The organism is Ruegeria sp. BI7, from assembly GCF_056537925.1.
The window spans coordinates 836,510-850,865 of sequence record NZ_JBQFSK010000001.1; the positions used below are offsets into that span (position 1 = coordinate 836,510).

At 58.3% G+C, this 14,356-nt stretch carries 14 protein-coding genes; 10 read left to right on the plus strand and 4 right to left on the minus strand.

Annotated elements, in window-relative coordinates; translation table 11 throughout:
- The first annotated feature begins 239 nt into the window (after nt 1-239).
- A complete protein-coding gene (gene lipA, locus ACR0JB_RS04140) occupies nt 240-1,190 on the plus strand; it encodes a lipoyl synthase (RefSeq protein ID WP_170348533.1) in 951 nt (316 codons plus the stop codon).
- On the plus strand, nt 1,187-2,329 hold the full coding sequence (locus ACR0JB_RS04145) for an amidohydrolase (RefSeq protein WP_170393844.1): 1,143 nt from the start codon (nt 1,187-1,189) through the stop codon (nt 2,327-2,329). Before lipA ends, ACR0JB_RS04145 begins: the two co-directional genes overlap by 4 nt.
- 4 nt (nt 2,330-2,333) lie before the next feature.
- Here ACR0JB_RS04145 and ACR0JB_RS04150 read toward each other — a convergent pair whose 3' ends face one another.
- Nucleotides 2,334-2,750 carry a hypothetical protein gene (locus ACR0JB_RS04150; protein WP_170393846.1) on the minus strand — a complete coding sequence of 139 codons (417 nt, stop codon included), beginning with the start codon at nt 2,748-2,750 and terminating at the stop codon, nt 2,334-2,336.
- A gap of 33 nt (nt 2,751-2,783) precedes the next feature.
- A complete protein-coding gene (gene hpt / locus ACR0JB_RS04155; protein ID WP_170348535.1) occupies nt 2,784-3,326 on the minus strand; it encodes a hypoxanthine phosphoribosyltransferase in 543 nt (180 codons plus the stop codon).
- A 72-nt stretch (nt 3,327-3,398) separates the two neighbouring features.
- On the opposite strand from hpt, the gene ACR0JB_RS04160 reads away from it, so the two are divergent.
- Both ACR0JB_RS04160 and ACR0JB_RS04165 read left to right on the plus strand, forming a co-directional pair.
- Nucleotides 3,399-3,845 (plus strand): type II toxin-antitoxin system RatA family toxin, encoded by a 447-nt coding sequence (locus ACR0JB_RS04160; RefSeq protein WP_170393848.1) that lies wholly within the window; start codon nt 3,399-3,401, stop codon nt 3,843-3,845.
- A 37-nt stretch (nt 3,846-3,882) separates the two neighbouring features.
- Entirely contained in the window at nt 3,883-5,178 is a 1,296-nt protein-coding gene (locus tag ACR0JB_RS04165; RefSeq protein WP_170505119.1) for an MmgE/PrpD family protein, read from the plus strand.
- On the opposite strand, the gene pyrC is transcribed toward ACR0JB_RS04165, so the two are convergent.
- On the minus strand, nt 5,175-6,212 hold the full coding sequence (gene pyrC, locus ACR0JB_RS04170; RefSeq protein WP_170348538.1) for a dihydroorotase: 1,038 nt from the start codon (nt 6,210-6,212) through the stop codon (nt 5,175-5,177). The genes ACR0JB_RS04165 and pyrC overlap by 4 nt on opposite strands.
- Before the next feature lie 134 nt (nt 6,213-6,346).
- Between pyrC and ACR0JB_RS04175 the strand changes: the two genes are divergently transcribed.
- Complete coding sequence (locus ACR0JB_RS04175; RefSeq protein ID WP_170393852.1) at nt 6,347-7,255, plus strand: AAA family ATPase; 909 nt, start codon at nt 6,347-6,349, stop codon at nt 7,253-7,255.
- Nucleotides 7,255-8,511 carry a vWA domain-containing protein gene (locus tag ACR0JB_RS04180; protein ID WP_170393854.1) on the plus strand — a complete coding sequence of 419 codons (1,257 nt, stop codon included), beginning with the start codon at nt 7,255-7,257 and terminating at the stop codon, nt 8,509-8,511. Before ACR0JB_RS04175 ends, ACR0JB_RS04180 begins: the two co-directional genes overlap by 1 nt.
- A gap of 3 nt (nt 8,512-8,514) precedes the next feature.
- Here ACR0JB_RS04180 and ACR0JB_RS04185 read toward each other — a convergent pair whose 3' ends face one another.
- Complete coding sequence (locus ACR0JB_RS04185) at nt 8,515-9,015, minus strand: hypothetical protein (protein WP_170375108.1); 501 nt, start codon at nt 9,013-9,015, stop codon at nt 8,515-8,517.
- Between the two features lie 234 nt (nt 9,016-9,249).
- Here ACR0JB_RS04185 and ACR0JB_RS04190 point away from each other — a divergent pair, with 234 nt between their 5' ends.
- The 4 genes from ACR0JB_RS04190 to ACR0JB_RS04205 all read left to right on the plus strand — a co-directional run bounded on the left by ACR0JB_RS04190 (nt 9,250) and on the right by ACR0JB_RS04205 (nt 14,276).
- Nucleotides 9,250-10,218 carry an XdhC family protein gene (locus tag ACR0JB_RS04190; RefSeq protein ID WP_170393856.1) on the plus strand — a complete coding sequence of 323 codons (969 nt, stop codon included), beginning with the start codon at nt 9,250-9,252 and terminating at the stop codon, nt 10,216-10,218.
- Nucleotides 10,215-11,213 carry a molybdopterin-binding protein gene (locus tag ACR0JB_RS04195; protein WP_480789701.1) on the plus strand — a complete coding sequence of 333 codons (999 nt, stop codon included), beginning with the start codon at nt 10,215-10,217 and terminating at the stop codon, nt 11,211-11,213. The genes ACR0JB_RS04190 and ACR0JB_RS04195 overlap by 4 nt, the downstream gene beginning before the upstream one ends.
- A gap of 137 nt (nt 11,214-11,350) precedes the next feature.
- Nucleotides 11,351-11,836: a (2Fe-2S)-binding protein gene (locus ACR0JB_RS04200; protein ID WP_170348544.1), complete on the plus strand. Its 486-nt coding sequence runs from the start codon at nt 11,351-11,353 to the stop codon at nt 11,834-11,836.
- 79 nt (nt 11,837-11,915) lie between these two features.
- Nucleotides 11,916-14,276, plus strand: coding sequence for a xanthine dehydrogenase family protein molybdopterin-binding subunit (locus ACR0JB_RS04205; RefSeq protein WP_170577528.1), 2,361 nt, complete (start codon nt 11,916-11,918; stop codon nt 14,274-14,276).
- Nucleotides 14,277-14,356: the final 80 nt, after the last annotated feature.

A 14,356-nucleotide genomic window follows, 5' to 3' on the forward strand; every position in this document is an offset into this window, starting at 1 on the left:
GAACTGATGAAGATTTAAAACAGTTCTAAATTGGCTTCAACGTGATTGTTGCTGCGAACGCGAATTCTTGTGAAGTCCTCAAAGCGTGCTGTTTTCAATGAAACTTTGTCGGGATTTTCTGGGTGCTCTTCTGCAATTGCATAGTGCGCTGTTATGGCAGCTATGCATGGGTGGCGTAGCTAACCGCTGCAGTTTATATTATGTCGAAGCAAAATGACCCAAAGTCAGGAAAGCAAACCGTGCGTGATCTGAAGATCCCCGAACAACGTCATCCCGAAAAGGCGCATCGTCAGGACAATGCGCAACCGAAAAAGCCGAAGTGGATTCGCGTAAAGGCACCCGGTGGTAAGGGCTATGCTGAAACTCACAAAATCATGCGAGAGAACAATCTGGTTACGGTCTGCGAAGAGGCCGGGTGTCCGAATGTGGGCGAATGCTGGAGCCAGGGCCACGCCACCATGATGATCATGGGCGAGATCTGTACCCGCGGCTGTACATTCTGCAACATTGCCACCGGCCGCCCAGATGATCTGGACGCGTTTGAGCCCGGACGCGTGGCACACGCCGTGCAGAAACTGGGGCTGAACCATGTGGTCATAACGTCTGTGGACCGCGATGACCTGGCCGACGGTGGGGCGGAGCATTTCGCGCAGACCATTCGCGCCGTACGGCACCGTTCGCCCAAGACAACGATCGAGATTCTTACGCCAGATTTTCTGAAGTGTGACCCCTCGGTTCTGGAAGTTGTAGTCGAAGCCAAGCCGGACGTGTTCAACCACAACCTTGAAACCGTCCCGGGGCTGTATCCCGAAGTGCGCCCCGGTGCGCGCTATTTCCATTCGCTGCGCCTGTTGCAGCGGGTCAAAGAAATGGACCCTTCGATTTTCACTAAATCGGGCATCATGGTCGGTCTGGGGGAAGACGAACAGCAGGTCCGGCAAGTCATGGATGACATGCGCGCCGCTGACATCGATTTTCTGACCATCGGCCAATACCTGCAGCCCACGCCGAAACACCATGGCGTCGACCGCTTTGTCACGCCTGAAGAGTTCGCATCTTATGAGAAAGCGGCCTTTGGCAAAGGCTTCCTGATGGTGTCGGCAACGCCTCTGACCCGGTCGTCCTACCACGCGGGCGACGATTTTGCCCGCCTGCGCGATGCACGTCAGAAGAAGTTGGAGCAAGGGTGACACCTGACACACGCGCGCAGCTTAACCGCCTGCGTCACGAACTGCACCAATCCCCGGAACTTTCGGGCCAAGAAGAGTTGACGGCCGCTCGGATCGCGGACGAATTGCGTGCCCGTGGCGCAGATCAGGTTTTGACGGGAATCGGTGGGCACGGCGTGGCGGGTGTGTTCGACAGCGGGCAGGCCGGGCTGACAGTTGCCATTCGATGCGAGCTTGATGGTTTGCCCATTCAAGAGCTGTCCGGCGCAGCCTATGCCTCGCGCATTCCAGGCAAAGGACATCTGTGTGGGCATGACGGGCATATGGTGATGGTTCTGGGTGTCGCAGACCATCTGAACCAGAATCGTCCTCAGCTAGGCCGGGTGGTTTTGATCTTCCAACCCGCTGAGGAAACCGGGCAGGGGGCCATTGCCTATCGGACCGATCCCAAGTTTCCCGAGGTAGCGCCGGATTATGTGTTTTCCCTGCACAATCTGCCGGGGCTACCATTGGGTGATGTGCAGTTGTGCGAAGGACCAGCGAACTGCGCGTCTCGCGGGATGAAGGTTGTTCTGTCGGGCAAGACCTCGCATGCGGCGGCGCCGCAGGATGGCGTTTCTCCGGCTGGGGCGCTGGCCGCGTTGATGCCGCAAATGGCACGGCTGGGAAGTGGCGGTTCGCTGGACGCCGATTTCGCGCTGACGACCGTGACGCATGTCAATCTTGGTGAACCGACCTTTGGCGTGGCGCCGGGCCGGGCTGAGCTGTGGGTGACATTGCGCACCGTCGCTGATGCGCGGATGCAAAGCCTGATCGATGAGGCCGAAGCGCTGGTTGCCCAGGCGGCTTCGGATCAAGGGTTGGGATATGAGATCACCTATGAAGATGTGTTCGAAGCCTGTGTGAACGCGCCTGACGCCGTCGATATCCTAAGCGGGTCTTGCGCGCGCGCAGGAGTGAACTGTGAAGTGACACCTTACCCGCAAAAGTTCTCGGAAGATTTCGGACAGTTTGGCAAAGACGCTAAAGCGGCGATGTTCTGGCTGGGGTCGGGTGAGAAGCACCCGCAACTACATAACCCGGATTACGATTTCCCGGATGAACTCACACCAGTGGGGGTCTCAGTGTTCGTGGCGACAATCCAATCCCTGCTGAGGTGAACGCTCAGTTTACAAGGTCGCTGACAATTCCAACCGCCTCGATGACGGTTTGCGTATCATTCGAGATCGAGAGAATTTCATCATCGACACGAATATAACGTTGCCCTTTGGGCAGAGGTTTGAGCTTCCAGCCGTTCAAATCATCAAGGTAGTCGAAATCCAAATCGTCAGGCAGTTTCTGGCCGCGCGTGTACCGCTTGATCTGTCCCGGTGGAACAGCGACCCCGTTGTTGGACTTAATCGGCTTTTCGATTTTGGCTTTGTCCGCCCCTTTACCCTTGCCTTTGTTGTCTTTGGCATCGGCAAACCCTGAAAACAGGACTACGGCGCTGGCGGCAAGAATACCTGCTGGCAATAATTTCATGTGCGAAAACCTCCCATAATTTTGCGAGGTTAATCCGCAGTCCACCCAAATGTCCATTAATATTCCGAATTGAGAATTTGTTCGGTGAACTCAATCCTCGGTAAAGCGCACCTTGCCAATGAATGGCAGGTTTCGGTTGCGCTGCGCATAGTCGATTCCATAACCCACAACAAATTCATCCGGAATCTCGAACCCTATCCAGTCGGACCGGAAATCGACCTCGCGCCGGCTGGGTTTGTCTAGCAGAGCAATGGATCTCAGTCGCGCGGGTTTACGGCTTTGCAGCAAATGGGTGACGTGGTTCAGCGTGTGACCTGTATCGACGATATCCTCGACGACCAGAACGTCGCGCCCTTCGATAGCGCCACGCAAGTCCTTAAGAATGCGAACTTCTCGACTACTTTCCATTGAATCGCCATAGGATGAAGCTTCAAGGAAATCCACCTCGATCGGCAGGTCCAGCTCGCGCACTAGGTCGGCAATAAAGACGAAACTACCGCGCAACAGGCCGACCACGACCAGCTTGTCGGTGTCTTTGTATTCAGTGCTGATTTCGCGACACAACTCCTCGATCCGGGCGGCGATGGCCTTCGCCGAGATCATCTCATCTATCACATATGCACGGTCGCTCATCGCTGCCCCCTTGATCTTTGGCGCGCAACATACGAAATCACGCGCCATTGTCACCTGTTAATACTGGACGCCATGCCTACTCATTCGGAAACCCGCCACCTGCCGTATACGGCGCAGCAGATGTACGACCTGATCGCGGACGTGGCGAAGTATCCCGAATTTCTACCCTGGTGTGCCGCGGCCCGTATTCGCCGGACCTATGCCGCGGGCGAGGCGCAGGTGATGGAGGCGGACCTGATCATCTCGTTCAAAGTTTTCCGTGAAAGGTTTGGCAGCCGGGTGACGCTGTTTCCTGATCAGATGAAGATCGACACGGAATATCTGGACGGCCCGTTCAAATACATGAAATCCGATTGGCAGTTCGAAGACGCGCCTCAGGGGGGCTGCAACGTGTCCTTCCATGTGGACTTTGAATTCAAGAACGCCATCCTGCAAGGTATCATCGGTGTTGTGTTCAACGAGGCCATGCACCGGATCGTGCAGGCGTTCGAAACCCGTGCTGCGGATTTGTACGGCTAGGTCTTTACCCGCATACGGCGCACGCTAGACTGCGCCCATGAGCGATTTTTCCACATCACTTGCAGGGTTTGCTGCCGGACCCGTCGAGACGACAATGCAAACGCGAGTCGTCACGTCTTTGTCTGTATTAGACTGGATTGCTGTAGGTCGGGCTGGGGTTGATGAGCCTGTCTCTAAGACGGTGCGTGACCTTGTGTTAGGCGAAGAGGGCGCCGCGCAGGCGCATCTTTTTGGCGGTAGGTCGGCGCCGTTGCGTGGGGCGGCATTGGTCAATGGCACCGTGTCGCATGCATTGGATTACGATGACACGCACTTTGCCCATATCGGTCACCCTTCTGTTGCGATTCTGCCCGCCGCGCTGGCGCTGAGCGAATGGGATGACCGCATCCTGGTCGATTTCCTTGAGGCCGCGCTGGTGGGGATGGAGGTTTCGATCCGTGTAGGGCTGTGGCTTGGACGGGATCACTATCAGGCGGGGTTTCACCAAACCGCTACGGCAGGCGCGTTCGGTGCGGCCGTTGCGGCAGGGCGTATCCTCGGCTTCGACGCGGATCAGATGCAAAAAACGCTTGGGTTGACGGCCACCCGCGCGGCTGGCCTCAAGACGCAATTCGGAACAATGGGCAAACCCTATAATGCTGGGCTTGCGGCCTCGGCCGGGGTCGAGGCAGCGTTGCTGATCGCTAAAGGCTTCACGCCGAACATGAACGCTTTGGAAGGTCAGTATGGGTTTGGTGCGACCCATAGCGGCCAGGCGGATGCGCAAACCGCTTTAGATGGGTTGGGTGATGAATGGCTGTTCGAAACAGTCAGCCATAAGTTCCACGCCTGTTGCCACGGCCTACACGCCGCGCTTGAGGCCGCGCGTGATCTGGACATCGCCGAACCCGAAGTGGCCGAGATCAAGATCAAGACCCACCCGCGCTGGATGAGCGTTTGTAACCAGATGTCTCCGACGACCGGGCTGGGGGCGAAGTTTTCATATCGCACCGTGATCGCCATGCAGGCGCTTGGCCATGATACGGCCTTGCCGGGGAGCTATTCGGAAAAGGTCTGTGCTGACCCGCGACTGATATCTTTACGCGACAGGATCGCGGTTGAGGCGGATGAGACCCTGACGGAAACGCAGGCGCATCTGACCCTGCTGCGCCGTGACGGTGCGCAGCTTGAGGTAACGCATGACCTGATGGCACCGATGACCCTGTCTGATCGCGAAGACCGCGTGCGCGGTAAGGCAGGCAAGCTGATCGGTGGCGAAGAGGCGGACGCGATCTGGTCGATGCTGCGCACCGGCGGTCGCGCCCGCGATTTGGCACGGATGCTGGCGGGTTAAACCACGCGCCAGTGCAAAGCGAAGCCCGGCTCAAACACCGTCACGGGGCCGTCCTCGGTCTCGATTTTGTTCGGGTATTCCACGGGGGCGCCTTTGGTCAGGGTAATGGTGTCTTCGTTCACCGGTAGGCGGTAGAACGCAGGCCCGTTGAGCGAGACGAAGCCTTCCAGCTTGTCCAGCGCACCTTGGGATTCGAACATCTCGGCCACCAGCGACATTGTGTTTGTCGCGGTGAAACAGCCGGCACAACCGCAGGCCATTTCCTTATTGGCATCCGTATGCGGCGCGCTGTCGGTGCCCAGGAAATACCGCGCATCGCCCGAGGTTGCAGCGGCCAGCAGCGCCAGTCGGTGTTCCTCTCGCTTGGCGACAGGCAAGCAGTAATAGTGCGGTTTGATCCCACCGACCAGAATGTGGTTGCGGTTGATGATCAGGTGGTGCGCCGTGATGGTCGCGCCCAGATCAGCGTTGTTCGATTTCACATAGTCCACACCGTCTTTGGTGGTGATGTGTTCCATCACCACGCGCAGTCCGGGTGTCGCCTTGCGGATCGGATCCAGAATACGGTCGATGAACACGGCCTCACGGTCGAAGATGTCGACCTCAGGGTCGGTGACCTCGCCATGGACGCACAAGGGCAGTCCGATCTCGGCCATCTTTTCCAACACCGAGCGGACATTGTCGAAATCCTGCACGCCCGAGGCTGAGTTGGTCGTGGCGCCCGCCGGATACAGTTTGACCGCTTTGACCAACCCGCTGGCATGCGCGGCGGCGACATCGTCGGCATCGGTGTCTTCGGTCAGATACAGCGTCATCAGCGGCTCAAAGCTCATGCCATCGGGCAGGGCAGCCAGGATACGGTCGCGATAAGCGGCGGCCTGATCGCCGCGCACGACAGGCGGCACCAAGTTCGGCATGATGATGGCACGGGCAAAATGTCGCGCGGTTTCGGGCAAGACGGCCTGCAGCATTGCGCCGTCGCGCAAGTGCAGATGCCAGTCGTCGGGGCGGCGGATCGTGATGCTATCGGTCATGGCGCACCGGCTAGCACAGAGCCCGCCGCCGGAAAAGACCTTGTCAACGACTCAGATCACCGTATGTCTGGAAAGGTTATGGCCTTGACGCTTGAACACAGCCATGACCAGTTGAGGCGAAGGAGAAGATTGACATGACACAGCCGGATTCCATCGACGCCGTTCAAAAAATGCTGGGCGCGCAGGGCTATGTCTGCGGGCGGGCGTTGGCTACGGTTGTGTTCCTTTCGCTGAAACTGGGTCGCCCCTTGTTTCTGGAGGGCGAAGCCGGAGTTGGCAAAACCGAGATTGCCAAGGCACTGGCCGCCGGGCTGAACCGGCGGCTGATCCGACTGCAGTGTTATGAGGGGCTGGATGCGTCCTCGGCTGTGTACGAATGGAATTTCCCGGCACAGATGGTGGCAATCCGCACGGCCGAGGCGGCGGGCGGGGCAGATCGCGGGACCTTGCAGTCTGAGTTGTTCTCGGATGAGTACCTTGTCGAGCGCCCATTGCTGCAGGCCATGCGCCCGGACGAAAATGGTGCGCCGGTCCTGCTGATTGACGAACTGGACCGAACCGACGAACCCTTTGAGGCCTTTTTGCTTGAAGCGCTCAGCGATTTTCAGGTCACCATTCCCGAACTGGGTACTGTTAAAGCGCCCCAGCCACCGATCGTGATCGTGACCTCAAACCGCACGCGCGAGGTGCATGACGCGCTGAAACGGCGTTGCTTATATCACTGGGTCGACTATCCCGATTTCGACCGTGAGATCGAAATCCTTCACACCAGAGCCCCCGAAGCGACCGAGGCGCTCAGCCGTGAGGTCGTTGCTTTTGTCCAACGTCTGCGCACCGAGGATCTGTTCAAGAAACCCGGCGTGGCCGAGACGGTAGACTGGGCCAAATGCTTGCTGGCGCTGGACGTGATCAACCTAAGCCCCGAAGTGATCGGCGACACGCTGGGCGCGATCCTGAAATACCAAGACGACATTCAAAAGCTGCAGGGGTCCGAGGCTAAGCGGATTTTGGATCAGGCGAAAGCTGATTTGGAATTGGCCTGATGGCCGAACAACTGCCGCTTGATATCCCCGACGATCCAAAGCTGGCGCAAAACATCACTCATTTTGCGCGAGCCTTACGCAAGGCCGGTTTGCCCATCGGGACAGGTCGGGTGGTTGATGCCATACGTGCCGTTCAAGCAGCAGGATTTACAGAGAAACAGGATTTCTACTGGACCTTGCACGCTTGTTTCGTGAACCGCCCCGAACATCGCACGGTGTTTGCGCAGGTCTTTCGCCTGTATTGGCGCGACCCGCGGTATCTTGAACATATGATGTCCTTGATGTTGCCCGCGATCCGCGGCGTGCAAGAGGAACGCAAGGCCGACGCCGCCGAAAAGCGTGCGGCTGAGGCGTTGTTGGACGGAGTCGAGCGTGACCCGCCAGACGTTGATGAGGACGAGGGCGAAACAGAACTGGAGATCGACGCCTCAAAAACCGCGTCGACCGAGGAATTGTTGCGCAGCCTGGATTTCGAACAGATGAGTACTGCCGAGATCGCGCAGGCCAAACGCATGCTGGCGCGATTGGCTTTGCCCGTAAAGCCGATCGAATCTCGCCGTGGGCAAGCCAGCCATCTGGGGCACCGGATTGACCGTGCGCGGACCTTACGAGCGGCCATGCGCCAGGGCGGAGAACTGCGCGATATCGCCCGCCTGAAGCCTAAGCCGCGTTGGCCCAACCTTGTGGTACTGTGTGATATTTCGGGATCGATGAGCCAATACAGCCGGCTTATCTTGCACTTCCTGCACTCTGTTTCGAACACCAAGGGGGCGGGATGGGCAAAGGTGCATGCCTTTACCTTTGGCACACGCCTGACCAACATCACCCGTCATTTGCAACAACGCGATGTGGATGCAGCACTTGCTGCGGCTGGTGCCGAAGCGCAAGACTGGGAGGGCGGAACCCGGATCGGAGAATGCCTGCACGCGTTCAACCGCGATTGGTCGCGCAGGGTTATGGGGCAGGGGGCGGTGGTTTTGCTGATCTCAGACGGGCTGGATCGCGGCGACCCCGACGCGTTGGGTCGAGAGGTGGAACGGCTACATCTGTCGTCTCGCCGCCTGATCTGGCTTAATCCGCTGTTGCGTTGGGATGGGTTCATGCCCAAGGCGCAGGGCGTGGTGGCCATGCTGCCGCATGTGGACAGTTTCCGCGCCGGTCATTCAATTGCGTCACTGGAAGACCTAGCCGCCGCAATCTCAAAGCCTGATGATATGGGTGAGAAAGCGCGGCTGATGACCGCGCTTTCCGGCTGACCCTTAGCCCAGCTGTTCTTCGTTGCACTTACGCGCCATTTCCATGGCCTTGTAGGTGCCGGTCAAATCAACGGTGAAGGCGAATTCCTTTTCCGGGAACACGATCATGACCTTTTGTTTTGCGATATCCTCAGCGAATTGGGGATCATCTGACAGAACATAGCCGCCAGAATAGCCCTTGGTAATGTTACCCTTCATGCCGGTGGCTTCGCCGACATAAACGTTGTCGCCCAGCAGAATCGCCACGGCTTCTTTTTCGCCACGCTTGATGTCGGTCTTGGCTTTGGTGAATACGCCCACATAGCCTACGCCACGATCTTCGGTCAGCCCCATCTGCACCACGTTTTCAGCGCTATCTACGGCCTCGATCAGGCAGGATTTCTTTTCTTGGTCGATGAAGACCTTCCACCCTTCAACTTCGCCATAACGCAGGAATGTGTCCGCGCTGACTGCGGTTGACGCCAACAGGGCAATTGCTGTTCCGAGTGTAAAAATGCGTTTCAAGTCTCTGTCTCCCTTGCGAAAATAAAATATGCGCATACTAAAATGCACTAGTCGCGCGTGTAAGCTAGAATCAGGCTCCGTGACAATCAATCCCTTGCGGTTATGGCGGGTATCCGGGCTAAATTGCGCCGAAGGTTCCGAACTTCGAACTCACGCACAGAGTTGATGACCGGGTTTCCTTTTCATATGGCGAAACCTGCCTATGTTGGGTCAGAACGCTGGCGGAGAGTGTTAATGGACAGATTCGACAACAGCCCGGAAACGGCCTTGCGCTGGTTCAGTGAAGGGCAGCCCACAGCCCTGGCCACAGTGGTGGAGACCTGGGGCAGTGCCCCGCGCCGTGTTGGTGCGCAACTGGTCATAGGTGCGGATGGACGGATCGAAGGCTCGGTCTCGGGCGGTTGCGTCGAAGGCGCCGTTGTGGTCGAGGCGCTGGAGGCGATCGACGAAGGCGAAGCGCGCCTGTTGGAATTCGGCGTCAGCGACGAGGACGCCTTTGCCGTGGGTCTGGCCTGTGGTGGTACTATCCGGGTTCTGGTCGAGCCGGTGGGCAGCGTGCTGCCCGAACCTATGCTGCGTGAGCTGGTTAAGGCGCGTGCCGGGCGTGACCCCGTGGCATACGAAGTGAACATCGAAACCGGTCATCGAGCCCTGCGCCGCAACGCTTATGCAGACCGGTTGCGTATGGACCGTTCGGGGTTTGAGGAAGATGGCCAAACATTCGTCGCGGTCCATAATCCCCCGCTGCGGCTTATCATTGTCGGTGCAGTTCATATCGCGCAGGCGTTGGTGCCGATGGCGCGGATCGCCGGGTATGACCCGGCTATCATCGATCCTCGCGACGCCTTTGCTTCGGACGCACGATTTCCGGGTGAGAAGATTTTGACCGATTGGCCGGATGAGGCGGTGGCCAAGCTGGGCTTGGACGTGCGCACGGCGGTGGTGCTGCTGACCCATGACCCAAAGCTGGACGATCCAGCCTTGGAATCAGCTTTGCAGGCGGGTGTGTTCTATATCGGCGCCCTGGGATCGACCCGAACTCATGCCAAGCGGGTGGCACGGATGAAAGAGGCTGGCTTTACCGACGCACAGATCGCCCGCATTCATGGCCCCATCGGGTTGGATATCGGGGCTGCGGGGCCTTCGGAAATCGCCGTGGCCATTTTGGCACAAATGACAGCCGTGCTGCGAGGCAAAGCGTGAAGTTCGGCTCCGTTCCCGTCGATCAAGCTGCCGGAGCCATCCTTGCGCATTCCGTGCAGGTCCAGGACGCCAAACTGCGCAAAGGGATCGTTCTGACACCCGAGCATCAGGAACAACTGGCCGCCGCTGGGTATGAGGCCGTCACGGTCGCCCGGTTGGAGCCCGGAGATTGTCATGAGGACAAGGCCGCTGGGATGCTGGCCGATGCCCTGGCGCCCGATCCGAAAGCTGCCGCGCTCAGGGTGACCCAGCCATTCACCGGGCGCGTGAACCTGTTGGCGGACGGGCCGGGTGTTGTGGTTCTAAAAGTCGAAGCGCTTGAGGCGTTCAATCAGGTCAACCCAATGATCACAGTTGCCACCGTGCCGCAACATCAGCAGATGGGCGCAGGAGGTATGGTCGCGACGATCAAAGTCATATCCTATGCCGTTCCAAAAGCGGATGTTTTTGAAGCCTCACAAGTGGCAAAGGGTGCCATCCGCCTTGCCACACCAGTTTACAAAAAAGCCGGGCTGGTGGTGACCGACATTCCTGGCGGGCCTTCGAATGAAAAAGGCATTGCCGCAATCCGGGGCCGGGTCGAGGCACTGGGGATGGAGATGACCGATGTCCGCATCGTCCCGCACCAGACGGATGCGATTGCGCAAGCTGTCTCTGAGATACAAGGCCAGGTAGCGATGATCCTGACCGGGTCGGCCACCTCGGATGTGGCTGATGTCGCCCCTCAGGCGGTGCGGGCTGCAGGTGGGCAAGTGGATCGGTTCGGCATGCCGGTCGATCCGGGCAATCTGCTATTTCTTGGCTCGCTAGGATCGCGACCGGTGATCGGGTTGCCGGGATGCGCGCGGTCACCAGCGTTGAACGGGGCCGATTGGGTGCTGTCCCGTGTCGCCTGCGGAATCAACACGACCGGAACAGACATTGCCTCAATGGGCGTGGGTGGGTTGCTTAAAGAGATTCCGACGCGGCCGCAACCGCGGGCATCGCGGCGATAATTTGCCTTTCTGAGTCAACGTAATACTTATGAAGGCTACCCAAATGACCTCCTGGGCAAATCGCTAAATATTTTTGTTCTCAAACAAAAATTCCCGTGTTTAACTCGGGCCAGGGAGTTTCATTTTGGGAGGAGCGAATGACACAGGTCTCAATGACCGTGAACGGAAAACCCGTGAGCGGTGATGTCGAGGGCCGGACATTGCTGTCCAGTTTTCTGCGCGATCATCTGTCACTGACCGGAACGCATGTAGGATGCGACACTGCACAATGCGGCGCGTGTGTGGTCCATGTGAATGGCGAGGCGGTCAAATCCTGCAACATGCTGGCGTTGGAAGCTGACGGCGCAGATGTTGGCACGATTGAAGGGCAGGCCAACGACGATGGTTCGCTCAACACCATCCAACAGGCCTTTCAGGATCATCACGGGTTGCAATGCGGTTTCTGTACGCCAGGCATGGTGATGAGTACGGCGGCGTTGCTGAAAGACAATCCGCGCCCGACCGAAGCTGAAATCCGCAAGTATCTGGAAGGCAACCTGTGCCGTTGCACCGGATACCACAACATCGTTAAGGCGATCATGGCCGCGTCAGGCCAGGACGTCAGCAGCATCGCTGCCGAATGATGCCGCTGCGGGCGTAAGCGAGACGCCCGTGGGATGACAAAGGGTGCATAAGCATCCGTTAATGGGAGGAGAACAAGCAATGCCCAAAGACAGTGGCATCGGAGCCAGTTCCAAGCGCCGCGAAGACGTGCGCTTTCTGACCGGAGACGGCAATTATACCGACGATATTAACGTGGCCGGCCAGGCCTATGTACATTTTCTGCGTTCCGACATCGCGCATGGACGGATCAAAAGCGTCGACACCTCGGCCGCCGAGGGTATGCCCGGCGTGGTCAAGGTATTCACCGGTAAAGATTTCGAAGGTGTGGGGGGGATGCCCTGCGGCTGGGAAGTCACCGACAAGCATGGCGCGCCTATGCAAGAGCCGCCGCATCCCATTCTGGCGCAAGGCAAGGTACGCCATGTGGGCGACCCGATTGCGGCGGTTGTCGCTGACAGTCTTGAACAGGCACGTGATGCCGCCGAGGCGATTGACGTCGACATCGAGGAATTGCCTGCCGTCATGGATATGAAAGCCGCCGCGCAGGATGGCGCGACGCTGGTTCATGACGATCTGAAGAACAACATCTGCTATGACTGGCAGTTGGGTGAGGCAGATGATGCCAAGGTAAATGAGGTTTTCGCCAATGCGGCGCATGTGACCACATTGGATCTTGTGAACAACCGTCTGGTGGCGAACCCGATGGAGCCGCGCGTGGCCGTAGCCGAATACAAGCGCAGCACGGACGAATATACGCTGTACACAACATCACAGAACCCGCATGTGATCCGGCTGCTGATGTGTGCATTTGTTCTGGGCTTGCCCGAACATAAGGTGCGCGTTGTGGCCCCGGATGTCGGCGGCGGCTTTGGCACCAAAATTTTCCACTATGCTGAAGAGGCGTTCTGCACCTTCGCCGCCAAGGCCTGCAACCGTGCGGTCAAATGGTCGTCCAGCCGGTCCGAGGCTTTTATGTCGGACGCCCATGGCCGCGATCACGTCAGCACCATCGAGCTGGCGCTTGATGCAGATAATAACTTTGTCGGTCTGCGCACCAACACCTTTGCCAATCTGGGCGCTTATCTGTCGACGTTCTCAAGCTCGGTTCCAACATGGCTGCACGGCACGCTGATGGCGGGCAATTACAAGACGCCGGTTATTCAGGTGAACGTGAAGGCGATGTTCACCAATACGGTGCCGGTGGATGCGTACCGAGGAGCAGGGCGGCCCGAGGCGACATTCCAACTGGAGCGTGTCGTGGACAAGGCCGCGCGCGAGTTGGGCGTCGATCCGATTGCCCTGCGCCGTCAGAACTTTGTCACCCAGTTCCCTTATGACACGCCGGTGGCGCTGACCTATGACACCGGGGACTATAACGGGACAATGGACAAGCTTGAATCCGCAGCTGATCTGGCAGGGTTTGCTGCGCGACGAGCAGAAAGTGAGGCGAAGGGCAAGCTGCGAGGTTTGGGCATCAACTGCTATATTGAAGCCTGCGGTATCGCGCCTTCGAACATCGTTGGCATGCTTGGCGCTCGTGCGGGTCTTTATGATGCGGCGACGGTGCGGGTGAACGCCACCGGCTCGATCAGCGTAATGGTAGGAGCGCACAGCCATGGGCAAGGGCATGAAACCGCCTTTCCGCAGGTTGTGGCTGACATGATCGGCATTGACGAGTCGATGGTTGAGATCGTGCATGGCGATACCTCCAAGATTCCATTCGGCATGGGCACTTATGGTTCTCGTTCGTTGGCGGTTTGCGGCTCGGCCATGGTCAAGGCGACCGAGAAGGTGATCGATAAAGCCAAGCGGATCGCGGCGCACCTGCTTGAGGCGTCCGAGGCCGATATCGAGCTGAAGGACGGTCAGTTTAGTGTCGCAGGAACCGATAAATCGGTTGCTTGGGGAGATGTGACCCTCACGGCTTATGTTCCGCACAATTACCCGTTGGAGGTCGAACCGGGATTGGAGGAAACCGCGTTCTATGATCCGGCCAACTTTACCTTCCCCGCAGGGGCCTATGCCTGTGAGGTTGAGGTCGACCCGGAAACTGGACAGGTCAGCATCGAAAAGTTCACTGCCGCGGACGATTTCGGCAACATCGTCAACCCGATGATTGTGGATGGCCAGGTGCACGGTGGTATCGGTCAGGGCATTGGCCAAGCGCTGTTAGAGAACTGCGCATATGACGAGAACGGCCAGCTGCTGAGCGCCTCCTACATGGATTACGCCATGCCGCGTGCCGATGATGTTCCGTTCTATGCGGTCGACCACTCCAGCCAAACGCCCTGCACGCACAACCCGTTGGGTGTCAAAGGCTGTGGTGAGGCTGGCGCGATCGGTTCGCCGCCCGCAGTGGTGAACGCGGTGCTGGATGCGCTGAACTCGGGTGGCAAGGCGGTGGATCACATCGACATGCCAATGAGCCCATCGCGCGTTTGGGCGGCGATGAACAGCTGAGTGGTTTGGGGTGCGAGGGGCCACCCCTCGCGCTCTCCGAAAAAATTACAGCCAGATGAAGGGCGGTTCCGCGCCTTTCG